This window comes from Barnesiella sp. CU968, assembly GCF_905219685.1.
Classification (GTDB): Bacteria; Bacteroidota; Bacteroidia; order Bacteroidales; family Muribaculaceae; genus Lepagella; species Lepagella muris_A.
The window spans coordinates 1-15,859 of the sequence record NZ_CAJMXD010000028.1 but is presented as its reverse complement, the minus strand read 5'-3'; the positions used below and the strand labels follow the sequence as shown (position 1 = coordinate 15,859).

Here is a 15,859-nt window from a genome sequence, read left to right as displayed (position 1 = left end):
CTAGGGTAGTGCTGTTTTCTAATTTCTCTTCAATAGTTATTTCTTTGCCTATTTCGTTTCCTTTAAAATCCAGTATCATTGAAGAACCGTCATAGCTGAATCCCTTGTTGTCCGTCCCTTTGCAGTTGACTGCGCATACATATGCTTCGTTTTCAATAGCTCGTGCAGGGAGGAGTTTATTCCATGCCGTAATCCTTACTTCTGGCCAATTGGCTACTGCTATAAGTATATCATATTCATTGCTGACGTTTCTGTTCCATACAGGGAAACGAATGTCATAGCATGTCACCATTGTGATGTTCCATCCGCGAAATCTGATCTTAAGGCGTTTGTTTCCACAAGAAAAAATCTTGTCTTCACCTGCCATTGTAAAAAGATGGCGTTTATCTGCAAATGTCATGTCTCCGTTTGGCTCAATGAAGAAGGCTCTATTGTAGAGCTTTTGTTGATCAATGTATATGCAACTGCCGGCAATTGCGAGATTGTGTCTGTTTGACAGTGTTTTAAGCTGTTCAAATGTTTCATCCTGCTTCTCACTTATCATGTCAACTATGGTTTCCTTGTCTTTGCCGATTGGGAAGCCTGTTGAAAATGTTTCGGGTAATATCAGTAAATCCGTCTGTGGATGTACGTGTTCGAGTGTTCTTTTAAGATCAGCCAGATTATAATCTATGTTGTCCCACACTATTTTCATGGGATAAAGGCAGACATTAAGATCTTTTGTAATCATGTTTTAAGGTGTAGTTTTATTGTCTGTATCCGTTATAGGACAAAGAATAGTCCTCAGATTGTGAATTTCTCAGGATATCTGGCAGCATTTGCGGAATTCGTGTAGAATTTCTTAACATATTTCATATCTTTTTCTATATCGCTGCTCGGATAAAACTCTTCGTTTATTCTTATTTCTTTTTTTGCATAATCAATTATTCCGAGTTGTATCGGTACTTGAGCTTCATATGATATGTATAAGAATCCTGTCCGCCATTTCTCTTTTCGGCTTCTGGTTCCCTCCGGTGTCACAGCAAGGTTCACATACTTCGACTTTCTGAATAGGTCAACAATCTTTTCAGTGAGACTCGAACCGTTTTTTTTAGCTGGAACGGGTATGCCGCCAAATGCTCTTAATATATATTTAAGAGGGAAGAAAAACCAAAACTCTTTCATAAGAAAATTGGCTTTTCTTCCCAATGACCGGTATGCAGCGAGACCAAGAATAAAATCCCAGTTTGACGTGTGGGGTGCGACACAGATAACACATTTATCTCGTCGAGGAGCGGTAACGGACACTTTCCATCCGCTCCATTTCAATAGTCTGCCCCATATGTTCATGCGTAAATTATGTTATTTTGCAACAGCTTCTTTATTAGCTTTTTTTACATTTTCTGGAATCGCTTTGTTGAAAGAAGTAACGGCTTGATTGATTTCTTCTCCGAATTCCATGTGAATCTTGGTAAAGAGAGCCTTGAAGAAACTATTCTTTGCTTTTGTATATTCGGTGTTATCCGCAAACGCCTTAACACCCTTGTCAAAGAATACGTTTGAATTGTTTTTGGCTTTGACAACCGCGCCAAGTACCTTCTCGATTGAAGAGGCAATTGCATTTTTGTCAGCACCTTCGATATTGTAATATGCAACCATCATCTCATTGCATATTGCACCGCCGATTGCATCGATTGATTTTTTGAAATCTCTTTTGTTTGCCATAATATTTCGGGTTTATTTTATTATTTGCAATGCTGCATGCAGTTTATGACATGTCATGTGCATGGCAGATATTGCATTCGATTACAAATATAACACTTTTGATTGGATTATTATTGCTTTTAAAGATAATTTGATCAGTTTCCTGAATAGAGCGTAATATTTGTGAAGTGCTTGTTTAAAAATAAAAAGAGAGCCGCCCAAGTTTCACATTTATTTTTAACAAGTTCTGGATCATGTGACAATATACCACCGTTCCACCGTTCATTGAGATTTTTGTGAGCTTGTGGCAAGTTTGGTTTGGATATTCGAAATATATTGTTTATCTTTGCCGAATCCATAACGGGGCGCAGCATATTATGATGAAACGATAGATTCCCAATTTTACGTCCTTGAATCTGTAACTTATTGAGCATGTGTCCTTATTACGGTGTTAATCCAATATCTGACTAACTAAACGAAGCTACAATGATTGATTTTAATGCACGTATCAAAGATGCGCTTGCTCTTGCGAGCGATACAAAGGTTTTTCAATTTGGTGAAGATATTCTAAAGCATGCTCCTGATTTATTTCTGGAGAATTTTCCCGGCAAGAAGGCATTGATTGTCGCTGACGGAAACACATGGGTGGCAGCTGGCGAAAAAGTATGGAGTTATTTCAAGGGAGCCGGTATAGAATGTCGCAAACACTTGTTCGGGATGGAGGAGTTTCACGCCGATTCCAGATATTCAGACGAGATTGGCGCCGAACTTGATGAATTCCCGTCTATCCCTGTTGCAGTTGGTTCGGGTGTTATCAATGATTTGTGTAAACTTGCTGCTTTTCGTCACAACGTGCCTTATATGGTTGTGGCTACTGCAGCTTCTGTTGATGGCTATTCTTCATCGGGTGCCTCCATAACTGTCGATGGCGCGAAAATGACTATTGAATGCAAAGCACCCAAGGTGATACTTGCAGATACCAACGTATTGGCATCCGCGCCCAAAGAAATGACAGCCGCCGGTTATGCCGATCTCGCGGCAAAGATCCCGGCAGGTGGAGAGTGGATGATTGCAGATTTATTCGGTACGGAACCAATTGTTCCGGAAGCATGGAAAATACTATATGAAATTTTACCTGAAATGATAGCTGATCCGGAAGGTATCGCCGCCGGCAATCCTGAATCAGTGGGAATACTTTTTGCCGGTCTGACTCTGAGTGGCATCGCGATGCAGGTAGCACATTCAAGCCGTCCGGCTTCGTGTGCCGAACATCTTTACAGCCATTGGCTTGACATGACGGGGCATACCTTCAATGGAAAATTGCAGTCACATGGTTTCCAGGTAGGAGTAGGAACTCTGACTACCTGTGCTTTTTTTGACGAACTGCTGAAAATGGATTTGTCTGAGATTGATGTAGAGGCATGTGTGGAGAAATGGCCTGCGCTTGAAGAGGAACAGAGAAGGGCAAGAGAAATTTTCAAGGATTTTCCGGTTCCGGAACTTGGATATACGGAAATAACCAAGAAGTATAATGATAAGGAAACAGTAAGACGACAGCTTGAGTTGATAAAGAACAACTGGCATGAATTCAAAAAGAAACTCCGAAAACAGGTGTATTCATTTGATAAGATGCAAAATATGTTTAGCATCGCAGGTGCCCCTACATGTCCTGAGGATATTGGTGTCACGCGAAATCAGATGAGATATCTTACAGATTTTGTACAGTTGATGCGGTGGCGCATAAACATGCTTGATCTTGCAAAGAGAGGTTGTTTTTATGACCGTCTTGTTGATGGAGTATTTGGCAAGGGTGGAGTCTGGGAATGTTGATTTTCAATACCGGTTTCAATAATCATAATTATGGAAAAGACAAAACACAGTTTTTCATACTGGCAATGGAGAACTATCATCGGCACGATGATAGGATACGCAGTCTTTTATTTTGTGCGGAAGAATCTGTCATTCGCAATTCCGGGTCTTACGGCTGAATATGGTATCTCAAAAGCGGCACTTGGCGCTATTCTTGCAATTGTAAGTATTGTATATGGAGTCTCGAAACTGCTGAACGGATTTCTNGCCGACAGAGTTAACGGACGGTGGCATATGGTGGCGGGGTTGAGTGTGTGCACGATTGTCAATGTATTATTCGGTTTCGGAGCCATGATCTGCGCCTATTTTGTCGGCTCCGATTATGGCGAGACATTCACACATGCGCTGATCTTGTTGTTTGGAATCCTGCTTGTGGTAAACAATATTTTTCAAGGGTGCGGTTTCCCACCGTGCAATCGTCTGATGACTCATTGGGTTCCTCCTCATGAACTGTCTACCAAGATGTCTCTTTGGAATACATCGCATTCTATCGGTGCATTTGTTGCAGCGGTTCTGTGTGGTTTTATAATGGGTCAGTTCGGCACAGATCAGTCCGGAAACAATGAATTGCGTGAAAGAGTGGTGGCGAATACGCAGAGCGTCACCTCTTCTATGGATCCGGAGGCGGCTCGCGCTTATGTCGACGGCATGCTTCAACATTATGGAGCGTGGCAATGGACATTCTGGGTTCCGGCAGCCATTGCGGCAATCGGTGTTGTCTTTATAATAATAGTTTTGCGAGATACCCCCAAGTCTGTGGGATTACCTGAATTGCCCGGCACTGTAAAATCCGGTAAGAGTAGGGANGAGAGCAAAGCTCACCGGCAGTTTATATGGAATCATGTGATTAAAAGCAAACTGGTGTGGATACTGGCTTTGGCGGATTTCTTTGTCTATGTCGTCAGAATGGCAGTGCTTGACTGGGGTCCCACATTTTTACAGGAGAATAGAGGTTTATCGCCGGCGGCGGCAGCTTCAGTAGTGGCAATATTCGAAGTTTTCGGTATTCTTGGCATGCTTAGTGCCGGTGTGATTACTGATAAACTGTTCAAAGGGAGAGGTCAGCGTACAAGTGTTTTTTGCATGATAGGGGTCGTTCTCTTCATTGCCGCATTCTGTTTCTTCCCGCTTCAGACAGATCCATTGCTATTATGCGGATTCCTTATATGCGCGGGGTTCTTTTTATATGGACCGCAGGCTCTTATCGGTGTCATAGCTTCGAATCAGGTTACTCGCAGGGGTGCTTCATCAGCTGTGGGCATAATAGGTTTTGTAAGTTACATAGCTCCGATAGTTTCCGGCTATGTATTCGGAATACTTGCAGATACACCTTCAGTAGGATGGGACGGAGTTTTCAAGATCATGATCATAGTCGCCGTTGCAGGAGCCTTGACAATGGCAGTGCTTTGGAATGTCAAGGCTGATGCCTATGAGACGGAAGCAGCTGCAACAGATTCAAATAAACTCGAGGAAGACAGTCTTGACGGTTAGAAAACCGATAATTATCAAGTGTTCAATCCAAACACTTACTTAATGGAAAACAGGTAATAATTTGTAGGTAATTGGTTTCTTAACGAGAAGTGATTCTTCTTAAGGTTGTGCCCGGCGTTTGCCGGGCACTATTTGTCTCAGTCGTGTCGTTCCTTACGAGCGGCGTCAAGCCTCAGCAGAATGAACAGCAGGATTGTGAACCCCCAGAGAGAGGATCCTCCGTAACTGAAGAATGGCAGTGGGATTCCAATAACAGGGCATAACCCTATCACCATACCTACATTGATTGCAAGGTGGAATATCAATATCGACACCACGCAATATGCATACACCCGTTCAAAGGGAGATCTCTGCCGTTCCGCGATATGAATTATACGCAGTATGAATGCGAGATAGATAATCAATACGGCAGACGCTCCAATAAAACCTTCTTCTTCTCCGATTGTGCAGAAAATGAAGTCTGTGTGCTGTTCCGGAACATATTTAAGTTTGGTCTGTGTCCCGTTGAGAAATCCTTTTCCTGCAATTCCGCCTGAGCCAATTGCGATTTTAGACTGATTCACATTATATCCGGCTCCCCGGATATTGTCTTCTATGCCGAGAGCCACCTTTATTCGCATCTGCTGATGGGGTTCAAGAACGTTCCCGAAAACGTAGTTTACAGAAAAAAGGAACGTCATTGAAACCACTGCGAATCCGATAGTCACAAGAAACTTTGTTATTTTGTGTCTGAACATGGCGATTGCCGTGTATATCATTGCAGCCAGCAGGATTGAAATGAAGAAGACAGTGCCGTTTATCCCTATTCCGCATAATGATAGAATTGTCACAATCACTCCCGACGCAATGAAACCTATGATTACATTACGCGCTATTATGATGTCACGGCAATAAAACAGCAGCATCAGAGAATAAATAAGCAATATTATTAAGAATACGCTGAATTCCCCGGCAGGAATTCCGAGTATAAGTGGTTCTGCAAATTTGACAGCGACAACAAAGAATGTTATGGCGCAAAGAATTGAAAAGAGCACCAAACCGCTCATACCTTCGCGATAAAGCACAAATATAAGCGAAACATAGACAAGCGCACTGCCGGTTTCCCTCTGTAGCAGAATGAGTATAATCGGAATGAATATGATAATGAGCGCGCGAAAATAGTTACTGATCTTTGCGTTAAGCGAAAAATTATATGAATCGAAAAGTTTGGCGAGAGCCAAAGCTGTAGCGAATTTACCAAACTCAGCAGGTTGAAGACTCACCGGACCGAATACAAGCCAAGAGTGAGACCCCTTGATATTGGGTGCTATAAATATGGTCAGCAGCAGGATAAGCACTACTATCCCATAAATCGGGTATGCATATGTCTTATATATCCTGTAGTCAAGGAGTAATATCGCCACTCCTACGATTATTGACAAACCAATCCACATTATCTGTTTTCCCGAAAATTCTTTGAGATCGAACAGTGAGGCATTGTCGAAATCATAACTTGCAGCGTATATGCTAACAGCTCCCATTGTAACCAGCAGGAGATACAATACAATCGTAATCCAATCGAGAGAGCGGAACACGGATGTTCCGGCATCAATGTTTCTTGACTCCACTTGTAACTATAGTGTTAGATGTCATCATTCGTTCTTCAATTCCCTTTCGTGCGGGAGATATCTCGCCATTAAGATATCTCTCAATCATGAGACTTCCTATCGGCACACCATATGTGGCACCAAATCCGGCGTTCTCAACATATACCGCCACTGCTATTTTCGGGTTGTGGTATGGAGCGAATCCGATAAAAGCAGAGTGGTCTTTTCCATGAGGATTCTGAGCCGTACCGGTTTTCCCACATACTTCAATGCCGGGTAAGTTCGCTCCTCGGCATGTGCCTCCGAGCACAGCCATCCTCATACCTTCAGCTATATTCTCATAATATTGTTTCTTGATATGCGGTTTGCGTTTTTCTCTGTAAACAGGATCAATCACACTGTCGGCGATTTCTTTTACAATGTGTGGAGTGTAAAAGTAACCGCGATTCGCTATAGTGGCGCAGAGGTTTGCAATCTGAAGGGGAGTGGCGAGCACTTCTCCCTGGCCTATTGATACTGATATGATTGAATTCGCGCTCCAGTTTTTTCCTCTGAATGATTTGCTGTAAAACTCAGCATTGGGTAAAAAACCACGACTTTCCGACGGAAGATCAACACCAAGTTTGTAACCATATCCCATTTCAACAAGATAGTTTTTCCATTTTTCGAATTGTACAGCCGTTTTGGTTCCCCGTTTGTCTATCATATTCTTGAATCCCCAGCAAAAATAGGCATTGCAAGAGGTCTGTAGCGCAGGTTTGAGTGAAATAGGTGATGCGTGACCATGGCATCCGACTTTGAGTCCATTGACGTAACCGTGGTAGCAGGGATACATAGTCTGGAGGTTTATAATCCCTTCCTGAAGAAATATCAGTCCTTGGGTCGGTTTGAAAGTTGAACCCGGAGGATATGCACCCTGCAGTGCGCGGTCATATAGCGGTTTGTATGGATCCTTCACAAGCGCGGAATAATTTTTCCCGCGTTCACGTCCTACAAGCAGCGAAGGATCGTATGATGGCGAAGATACAAGCGCAAGTATTTCTCCCGTAGACGGTTCGATTGCGACTATAGCGCCTATTTTCCCTGCCATAAGCTGCTCGCCGTATTGCTGAAGATCCATGTCAATTGACAGTGTCAGATTATGTCCTGATTTGGGAGAGATGTCGTGGATTCCGTTTTCGTATTTACCCTTGATTCTTCCGTAGGCATCCTTCATGAGAATTTCCATCCCCTTCTCTCCGCGAAGCGCTTTTTCGTAGCTTTTCTCCACGCCCAGATCACCTGTATAATCTCCGCGTCTGTAGTATCTGTCTTTTTCTATATCAGTTGCCGAAACCTCACGGATATTTCCCAGAATGTTTGCGGCTGACTGAAAAGCATATTCGCGCACCGTTCTTTTCTGGATGAAGAAGCCGGGAAAGAGGTATAGTTTTTCCTGGAGACGACCATAATCTTCCTGAGAGAGATGTGAGATGAGTTTCTGAGGTGTATATGCCGAGTATCCGGGATTTTTCCGCGGGTTTTTCATCTCCTCCCATTTGAGCGCAAGGTCTTCTTTGGTTATTTCAAGTGCCTGGCAGAAAGCCAGAGTGTCAAAGTCCTTTACGTCTTTAGGTATGATCATCACGTCGTATGCGGGTTTGTTGAAGACAACGAGTTTCCCGTTACGGTCATATACAAGTCCACGTGCCGGATATATGACACGCTTGAAAAATGCATTGCTTTCAGCACTTTCCTTGTATTTGTCGTCTCCTACCTGCAGAGAGAATAACCTGATAAGATATATAAATACTATGACACATATGAAGCCGCCTATGACGTACTTCCTTTTTTCCAAATTATAATCTTTTCTCACTGTTAGTTATCAGACTGTCAATTCCAAGTAAAATCAAAAAAGTGAATACCGCGCTTGCCATGCCCATGATGAGGATTTCTTCAATATCTGCAAAGCTCAGATATTCAATCGTGAAAACCATGAGGCAATATGCCGCTGTCATAGTAAAAAGATATTTGCCATATACCCCGAAACCTACTGTTGCAAGCGATGGCTCAATGTTCTTGGTCCGGTCATCTTTGGGAATATAGGCATAGAATACAGGCCTTTTTATTATCGCAAGCAACGTGCAAGCCAATGAATTCACGCCTACTGTATTAGAAAAGATATCCACGACAAGTCCTGAAAAAAACGCCCATGTCAACAACCATCCGGTGCTCAGATTCAATGGCAAACTTATTACCACATATATGAATACAAACACCATCGCGATATTGAAGAGCATTATGTGGTTGCATATAAGCACCTGTACAAGTATAAGGCATATGAGAATCAATATGTTCTGAACGATAATCTTTCCCATGTCAGTCTTTTTTAAGAATGTCGTAATTAGACAGAGAATCAATTTCCGCCTTATGGATATCTTTAATCACACGAACTGTGCTCAGAGATCTAAAATCAGGCATAAGCCTCACTTTGAATGTGAAAAAACTGTCGTCCTGACTTCTGACTCTGTTAAGGATTGTTCCGACGGGAATGCCTTCTGGGAATGTCGTGGAATATCCGCTCGTGACTATTGTGTCGCCTACCTGATATTCGACATGTCGCGGAATTTCTTCTACGTATGCGATAGATGCATCTTCACCTTTCCAGTTCAAAGACCCTACGAAAGATGTGTCTTTAAGTTTTACAGAGAAGTGTTGGGTTTCGTTAAGCAAAGAGATTACCCTCGCCATGTGGGGACCGGTAACGTTCACGATACCTACAACTCCATTCTGGTCAACGACTCCCATTCCTCGTTCAACACCGTCAAGACTGCCTCTGTCGATAGTGAAGAAATTTTTGGGCAACCGCGTATTGTTGTTTATTACGGCTGCGGAAACATAATCGTAGCGGTCTTTGGAGGGGAGGGGTGCCAATGTGTCTGACAGCAGCACCTTATATTGTGCAAGCTGGCTTTTCAGATTCAGAACCTCATTCTGCAATTGCGCATTACTTGCCTGGAGACTTTCGTTGATTGATTTGAGATGGAAATATCCTGTGACTTGCGATGCCCCGTTATACAGACCTCCCGATATGACATTGGCTGAGGTCAGATATACCGATTGTTGGTATCTGTTCCCCAGCACAAGTAGCATTACGCTTATCAGCACATAGAATGTGAAGACAAACCACGTGGAATAGCGTATTATAAAATTCAGGAGATTACGCATTCCTCAGAACAAATGTCGGTGTAAGGATTATCCTTAGCGAATAAGGAATGAGAACCTGTTGATGTTTTTCAAAGCCACACCTGTTCCTTTGGCTACAGCATGTAACGGATCTTCGGCAACTTTGAATTCAATGCGTATCTTATCTGTGAGTCTCTTTGCAAGGCCACGGAGCAAAGCACCGCCTCCTGCAAGATAGATTCCGTTCTTTACAATATCAGCATAAAGTTCCGGCGGAGTCTGCTCAAGGGCAGCAAGGATTGCTGCCTCCATCTTCATGATGGATTTTTCGATGCAGTGTGAAATCTCTTCGTGGGTTACAGGAACTTCCATCGGAAGCGAGGTCATTCGGTTTGGTCCGGTTACAATGAACGGTTCTGGCGGATTCTCAAGTGTAGGCAAGGCTGAACCGACGTTTATTTTTATCTGCTCCGCCATATTTGTTCCGACCTTGAGGTTGTGAACACGTCCCATATGTTCCTGAATGTCGGCAGTCAGGTCATTTCCGGCTATTCGGATACTCTTGTTGCTGACAATTCCTCCAAGTGAAATCACTGCGATTTCAGTGCTGCCGCCGCCTATATCGACAATCATATTGCCCTCAGGTGCCTCAACGTCAAGACCGATACCAAGAGCTGCAGCCATTGGCTCGTATATCATGTATACGTCACGTCCGCCGGCGTGCTCGCTCGAGTCTCGAACAGCGCGAATCTCGACTTCTGTCGAACCGGACGGGATGCAAACAACCATCCTGAGAGAAGGCGAGAACCAGCGACGTTTGGAACCGACCATCTTCACCATGCCGCGAATCATCTGTTCCGCAGCGTTGAAGTCTGCAATCACACCGTCGCGAAGCGGTCGGATTGTGCGAATGCCGGGAGACTCGCGTCCCTCCATCATGTGAGCTGGTGTTCCTACTGCGATGAGTTTGTCGGTTTTGTTCTCTATGGCAACCACACTCGGCTCATCCACAACAATTTTGTCATTATGAATGATGATGGAGTTGGCTGTTCCCAAGTCCATCGCTATTTCTTGAGTAAATGAAAAAAGTCCCATTGAATATCTATCTTAATGGAGAGTAGTAATTTCTTGATTTTTCAGAATGCAAAGTTAACTATTTTTTTCTTAAAAGAATACATAAATATGTTTAAAAAAATACTTGTTCGGCTAATTCTTGTCGTTGAACTCGTCTTGACTTATTTAAAATGAGTAAAAATGAGTCGAGAGGAGTTCACTTTCACCTTTTAAAGGTGTATGCTGTAATGTGTGCCTGCAACACAAAAAAAAGAAAGCGGCCTAATATTAAGCCGCCTTCTTTTTTATCGATTCTTTGACTGATTATCAATTGAAGAATGTTTCAAGAGCGTAGTCGATGTTCTCAATAACATAGTTAAGGTCGGAATCATCGGCTTTCATTGCTTTTGCTTTTTCAGTGATGTCTTTGGCGTACTGGAAATATTTTGTTTTGATTTCCTGACGCTGTTCAGGTGTGGCACCTTCGATCTTGTTCCATTTCTGGGTTCCTACCTTGAAGATTTTCTTTGAGGCATTTTTCAGTGTCTCAAAATCCACATCAGGTAGCGATGCTGCCTTTTTGTAGTCTTCTACCGATGCGTCATCATCACCCTTGCGGTCGTTGACATATCCTCTGAGTCCATAGAGAGATGCGTTCTCGGGATTCTGGGATATCAAAGTGTTCACTTCGTTGAGCGCTTTGTCTATCTGGTTGTCAAGTACAAGCGAATTAATGAGGTTGTTGATGAAAAGAGGCTGTGAGATGCCGAATTTCTTATGACCGGCTTCTGCAATCTCCATGATCTCGTTCTTTGCCTTATCAACTTTGGTCGAATCCTGGCTTGCAAGATATTGCCAGCAAGCGATTTCGTAAACATAGTTCTGATAGTTGTCGGAATTGTTGAGACGAGCGTGCTTGAACGCGTTGGCACCAGCCTCAAGGTTGTTTCCGGCGTAAGCTGAGATTCCGGCATTGAAGAATGCTGTGTTCAGAACTGAGTCTGGAGTGGATTTGACCTCTTTTGAAGCGAAAGACTTAGAGGGCATGTTTCCATAAATCATGAAAGCCTCATAGGCTTCAGGATAAAACTTCTTCTCATTGTAGAATGTGCCTCCTGCGTTGAAATAGTCATTGAAGTGACCATTGATTTTGGATGCGATGTCTTTTGAGAATTTCGGTTTGATCTCACCCTTTGCGTTCGGAACGCTGTCGAGCGACAAAGCCTTCAGGAATTCCTGATATCCGTTGAGAAGCTGCTCGCCCATCTCAAGCGGATTCACGCTTGGATCCTTGGGGTTGATCATCTGTTTTTTGAATGAATTGTCGAATGCATCAAATTCGATCTTGCCTGCAACAAAATATGTGCGGGCATCATTCTGAGTTTCCGGGTTTGCTGCCGCTTGCTTTATAAGGTCGCGGGCTTCCGTGATTTTGTCGTTTTTACCCGCAAGCTTGTTTGCCTGGTCAACTACTTGCTTTTGTGCGCTGATTGAGCCTGCAGCTGCAAGGCAAAGCGCGAATGTCAAGATTTTTTTCATAATATGAAGATTGGGTTAATATTCAAATTAAATTTCTGCATCAACTATGTTGTCAGACACATTGTCGCTTTCAGGATGCTCGATGTTTTCAATATTCTCGTTTCCGTTTTCAGATTCGATTTCCTCTTCAATGTCTTCTTGCGGATCCGAGTCAACTTTGCATACCGATGCGATAGTGTCGCCTCTCTTTCCAAGATCGATAAGTTTCACACCCTGTGTGGCGCGTCCCATTACTCGTATCGAATCCACGGGCAGCCTTAGTGTTATGCCGCTCTGATTGATAATCATCAGATCGTTGTTGTCGTTCACATTCTTGATTGCTACGAGCAGACCTGTTTTCTCTGTGATCGACATAGTCTTGACACCTTTGCCGCCGCGGTTGGTGATTCTGTAATCTTCAAGAGCCGAACGTTTGCCGTAACCGTTTTCGGATACGACCATTACGGATTCTTCCTCTTGTCCGGTCATTGTGATCATACCGATAATCTCATCGTTCTCGCTGCCGAGGGTCATGCCGCGTACACCTGTAGAAACGCGTCCCATTTCACGGACTTTGCTCTCGTGGAAGCGGATTGCGCGTCCTTCACGGTCGGCAAGAATAATCTCGGCATTGCCGTTGGTGAGCCTTACCTGAATCACATCATCGTCTTCACGTATGATAATCGCTTTCACACCGTCTGTACGAGGACGGGAATATGCCGCCAGTGATGTTTTCTTTATAACACCTTTCTTGGTGGCAAAGATGAGATTGTGGGTAGAATTATATTCAGGATCATTGAGATTTTTTACCCTGATGAATGCATTTACGCGGTCATCCTGATCAATGTTGAGCAGATTCTGGATAGCCCTGCCTTTGGAGTTTTTCGCACCTTCGGGTATTTCATAGACTTTCAGCCAATAACAACGCCCCTTGGCTGTGAAGAACAGCATGTGGTTGTGGTTTGTGGCAGGATATATGTATTCTATGAAATCCGCATCCCTCTTGTCGCTTCCTTTTGCTCCAACGCCGCCTCTGTGCTGTGCTCTGAATTCAGAGAGAGGTGTGCGCTTGATATATCCGAGATGAGAGATGGTTATGATCATCTGGTCATCCGGGTAGAAGTCTTCGGCATTGAAGTCTCCTGAAATCATGTTGATGGTTGTGCGACGTTCATCGCCATATTTGTCGCGGATTTCGATGAGCTCATCCTTCATTACCTGACGGCAGACATGGTCGTTGTTCAGGATGTCGTTCAAATGCTGGATGAGTTTCATGACTTCCTCATATTCGTTGCGCAACTTGTCCATCTCGAGACCTGTGAGCTGGCGCAGGCGCATTTCAACTATCGCTCTTGTCTGAATTTCATCAAGTTCAAAACGATCGGCGAGTTTCTGACGGGCATCTTCAGCTGTGGATGACGAACGTATGATCTGGATAACTTCATCGATGTTGTCTACGGCAATCATCAATCCCTTCAATATGTGTGCTCGTTCTTCCGCTTTCTTGAGTTCAAATCGCGTGCGGCGTATCACGACATCGTGTCTGTGATTGACGAATGCCTCAAGTATCTCTTTAAGGTTGAGAGTCTTGGGACGACCGTTCACAAGAGCCACATTGTTGACGCTGAACGATGTCTGTAACTGTGTGAGTTTGAACAGCTTGTTCAAGACAACTCTCGCGTTGGCATCTTTCTTTATGTCGATTACGATATTGATTTTGCCTCGCGCCGATGTGTCGGAAATGTCGGCTATGCCGTCTATTTTCTTTTCGTCAACGAGTTCCGCTATACTCTTTACAAGGTCGCCTTTAACGACGCCATAGGGTATTTCCGAGATAATGATGGCATCGTGGTTGCCGTCTGACTCAATTTCGGTTTTCGCACGCAGCACGATTCTTCCGCGACCGGTCTCAAAAGCGTCCCGGACACCCTGAAGCCCGAGTATTTCACCTCCGGTGGGGAAATCGGGAGCCTTGATGTGCTCCATAAGTCCTTCCACATCGAGGTCGGGATTGTCTATCAGGGCGAGTGAGGCGTTGAGTGCTTCGGTAAGGTTGTGGGGCGGCATGTTTGTAGCCATACCTACGGCGATACCTGACGCTCCGTTTACGAGAAGGTTAGGTATTCGTGTCGGCAATACAGCCGGTTCTGAAAGTGTGTTGTCAAAGTTAGGTACGAAATCAACAGTATCTTTGTCAAGATCCTGAAGCATCTCTTCTCCCATACGTGCGAGTTTCACCTCGGTATATCGCATCGCGGCGGGAGAATCTCCGTCTATTGAACCGAAGTTTCCCTGTCCGAAAACGAGAGGATACCTCAGACTCCATTCCTGGGCGAGTCGAACCATTGTGAGATAAATGGACGAGTCTCCATGCGGATGGTATTTACCCATTACCTCGCCCACAATACGTGCGGACTTCTTGGTGTCGCCGGAGAAATAATTTCCGAGTTCGTTCATGCCGAAAAGCACGCGACGGTGAACCGGCTTGAAGCCGTCTCTGACATCGGGCAACGCCCTGGATACAATGACTGACATCGAATAATCGATGTAAGCGCTTTTCATTTCCGATTCAATATTAATCGGGATAATTTTGTCGTCTCCTTGCATTTTATTAATATGTAAAAAGCCCCAATCGTGCCTATCATGACCGGTGTTCGGCACTATGCCGACGACCGCCAAAACCTAACTACAAAGTTACAATATTTTCTCCAATTCACAAAATTTTGTCCATGCAATAATTTTGGCACGGGAATTGTTATGTTAATAGTTATAAGTTAGTTTTATATTGATAATAGATGAACAACGATTTTTCCAAGCAATTCAGACCCATACTTGAAATCGGGTATGAGGAGGCACAGCGTTTCGAGTCTCCCTATATTTCATGTGAGCAGCTTGTGCTCGGTTCGATTAAGAACAAGGAGGGTTATGCGTATCGTATTCTGTCTCAGCTTAAGGTTCCTGTTTCGAAAATTGAAGAGGAACTTGTGGAGTATCTGTCTGAGCCACACGCATCTGTGGAGACGACTACTTTGTTTGAGCAGCAGTATAAGATAAGCCTTGCGGCTATACGCCAGTTGCAGCTCGCGATGTCAGAGGCGAGGAAAATGAATTCCAAAGTAATAGGCAGCGAGCATATACTTCTTGCATTAATCCACGATAACAGAGCAATGGACAGTGAAATTTTAAAACAGATAAAAGAGGAGTATCTTAATTTTGACATATCTATTCAGGCGATAGGCGGCTTTGATATGCCTCCGCAGATGGGGGGAGTGTTCCCGCCGGAAGATGAAGATGACAGCGGTTTCCCGGGGATGTCTTCAGGCAATCAGGGAAAGGAGTCGGCACGTGCGTCCGAACGTCCCGGAAAAGATAAGGTCAAAAGTGACACTCCTGCCCTTGACAAATTCGGTTATGATATGACAAAGGCGGCTTCCGAGGGACGTCTTGATCCGATAGTGGGGCGTGAGACGGAGATAGACCGTCTTGCGCAGAAT

Annotated in this window: 13 protein-coding genes; 3 read left to right on the top strand and 10 right to left on the bottom strand. The window is 44.0% G+C overall.

Annotated features, from left to right (window positions below; translation table 11 throughout):
• The 3 genes from JX312_RS02280 to JX312_RS02270 all read right to left on the bottom strand — a co-directional run.
• A partial coding sequence (locus tag JX312_RS02280; protein WP_204456885.1) for a nitrilase-related carbon-nitrogen hydrolase occupies positions 1–730 on the bottom strand: 730 nt, incomplete at its 3' end.
• A 53-nt stretch (positions 731–783) separates the two neighbouring features.
• Entirely contained in the window at positions 784–1,329 is a 546-nt protein-coding gene (locus tag JX312_RS02275) for a 1-acyl-sn-glycerol-3-phosphate acyltransferase (protein WP_204456883.1), read from the bottom strand.
• A 12-nt stretch (positions 1,330–1,341) separates the two neighbouring features.
• On the bottom strand, positions 1,342–1,704 hold the full coding sequence (locus JX312_RS02270; RefSeq protein WP_123407553.1) for a hypothetical protein: 363 nt from the start codon (positions 1,702–1,704) through the stop codon (positions 1,342–1,344).
• A 465-nt stretch (positions 1,705–2,169) separates the two neighbouring features.
• On the opposite strand from JX312_RS02270, the gene JX312_RS02265 reads away from it, so the two are divergent.
• Positions 2,170–3,513 (top strand): sn-glycerol-1-phosphate dehydrogenase, encoded by a 1,344-nt coding sequence (locus tag JX312_RS02265; protein WP_204456881.1) that lies wholly within the window; start codon positions 2,170–2,172, stop codon positions 3,511–3,513.
• A 30-nt stretch (positions 3,514–3,543) separates the two neighbouring features.
• The gene (locus tag JX312_RS02260) at positions 3,544–5,043 is read left to right on the top strand and encodes an MFS transporter (RefSeq protein WP_239653776.1); all 1,500 of its coding nucleotides are present in this window, start codon (positions 3,544–3,546) and stop codon (positions 5,041–5,043) included.
• 137 nt (positions 5,044–5,180) lie between these two features.
• Here the strand turns inward: JX312_RS02260 and rodA are convergent, their stop codons facing one another.
• The 7 genes from rodA to gyrA form a co-directional block, all read right to left on the bottom strand.
• Positions 5,181–6,650: a rod shape-determining protein RodA gene (gene rodA / locus JX312_RS02255; RefSeq protein ID WP_123407547.1), complete on the bottom strand. Its 1,470-nt coding sequence runs from the start codon at positions 6,648–6,650 to the stop codon at positions 5,181–5,183.
• On the bottom strand, positions 6,631–8,484 hold the full coding sequence (gene mrdA, locus JX312_RS02250) for a penicillin-binding protein 2 (RefSeq protein WP_123407545.1): 1,854 nt from the start codon (positions 8,482–8,484) through the stop codon (positions 6,631–6,633). The genes rodA and mrdA overlap by 20 nt, the downstream gene beginning before the upstream one ends.
• A complete protein-coding gene (locus JX312_RS02245) occupies positions 8,468–8,986 on the bottom strand; it encodes a rod shape-determining protein MreD (protein WP_123407543.1) in 519 nt (172 codons plus the stop codon). Before JX312_RS02245 ends, mrdA begins: the two co-directional genes overlap by 17 nt.
• A gap of 1 nt (position 8,987) precedes the next feature.
• Positions 8,988–9,836 (bottom strand): rod shape-determining protein MreC, encoded by an 849-nt coding sequence (gene mreC / locus JX312_RS02240; RefSeq protein ID WP_124030913.1) that lies wholly within the window; start codon positions 9,834–9,836, stop codon positions 8,988–8,990.
• 33 nt (positions 9,837–9,869) lie between these two features.
• The gene (locus JX312_RS02235; RefSeq protein WP_123407539.1) at positions 9,870–10,889 is read right to left on the bottom strand and encodes a rod shape-determining protein; all 1,020 of its coding nucleotides are present in this window, start codon (positions 10,887–10,889) and stop codon (positions 9,870–9,872) included.
• A 285-nt stretch (positions 10,890–11,174) separates the two neighbouring features.
• Positions 11,175–12,386, bottom strand: a complete 1,212-nt coding sequence (locus tag JX312_RS02230; protein WP_204456879.1) for a M48 family metallopeptidase — start codon at positions 12,384–12,386, stop codon at positions 11,175–11,177.
• A 27-nt stretch (positions 12,387–12,413) separates the two neighbouring features.
• Positions 12,414–14,972 (bottom strand): DNA gyrase subunit A, encoded by a 2,559-nt coding sequence (gene gyrA, locus JX312_RS02225; protein ID WP_128708107.1) that lies wholly within the window; start codon positions 14,970–14,972, stop codon positions 12,414–12,416.
• A gap of 188 nt (positions 14,973–15,160) precedes the next feature.
• Between gyrA and JX312_RS02220 the strand changes: the two genes are divergently transcribed.
• Positions 15,161–15,859, top strand: a 699-nt coding sequence (locus tag JX312_RS02220) for an ATP-dependent Clp protease ATP-binding subunit (protein ID WP_204456877.1), incomplete at its 3' end; no start/stop codon positions are given.

Bases quoted from the DNA above. Each gene is read 5' to 3' on its own strand.
- JX312_RS02275 (WP_204456883.1), bottom strand. From the start codon at position 1,329: ATGAACATATGGGGCAGACTATTGAAATGGAGCGGATGGAAAGTGTCC.
- JX312_RS02270 (WP_123407553.1), bottom strand. From the start codon at position 1,704: ATGGCAAACAAAAGAGATTTCAAAAAATCAATCGATGCAATCGGCGGT.
- JX312_RS02265 (WP_204456881.1), top strand. From the start codon at position 2,170: ATGATTGATTTTAATGCACGTATCAAAGATGCGCTTGCTCTTGCGAGC.
- JX312_RS02245 (WP_123407543.1), bottom strand. From the start codon at position 8,986: ATGGGAAAGATTATCGTTCAGAACATATTGATTCTCATATGCCTTATA.
- mreC (WP_124030913.1), bottom strand. From the start codon at position 9,836: ATGCGTAATCTCCTGAATTTTATAATACGCTATTCCACGTGGTTTGTC.
- JX312_RS02235 (WP_123407539.1), bottom strand. From the start codon at position 10,889: ATGGGACTTTTTTCATTTACTCAAGAAATAGCGATGGACTTGGGAACA.
- JX312_RS02230 (WP_204456879.1), bottom strand. From the start codon at position 12,386: ATGAAAAAAATCTTGACATTCGCGCTTTGCCTTGCAGCTGCAGGCTCA.
- gyrA (WP_128708107.1), bottom strand. From the start codon at position 14,972: ATGCAAGGAGACGACAAAATTATCCCGATTAATATTGAATCGGAAATG.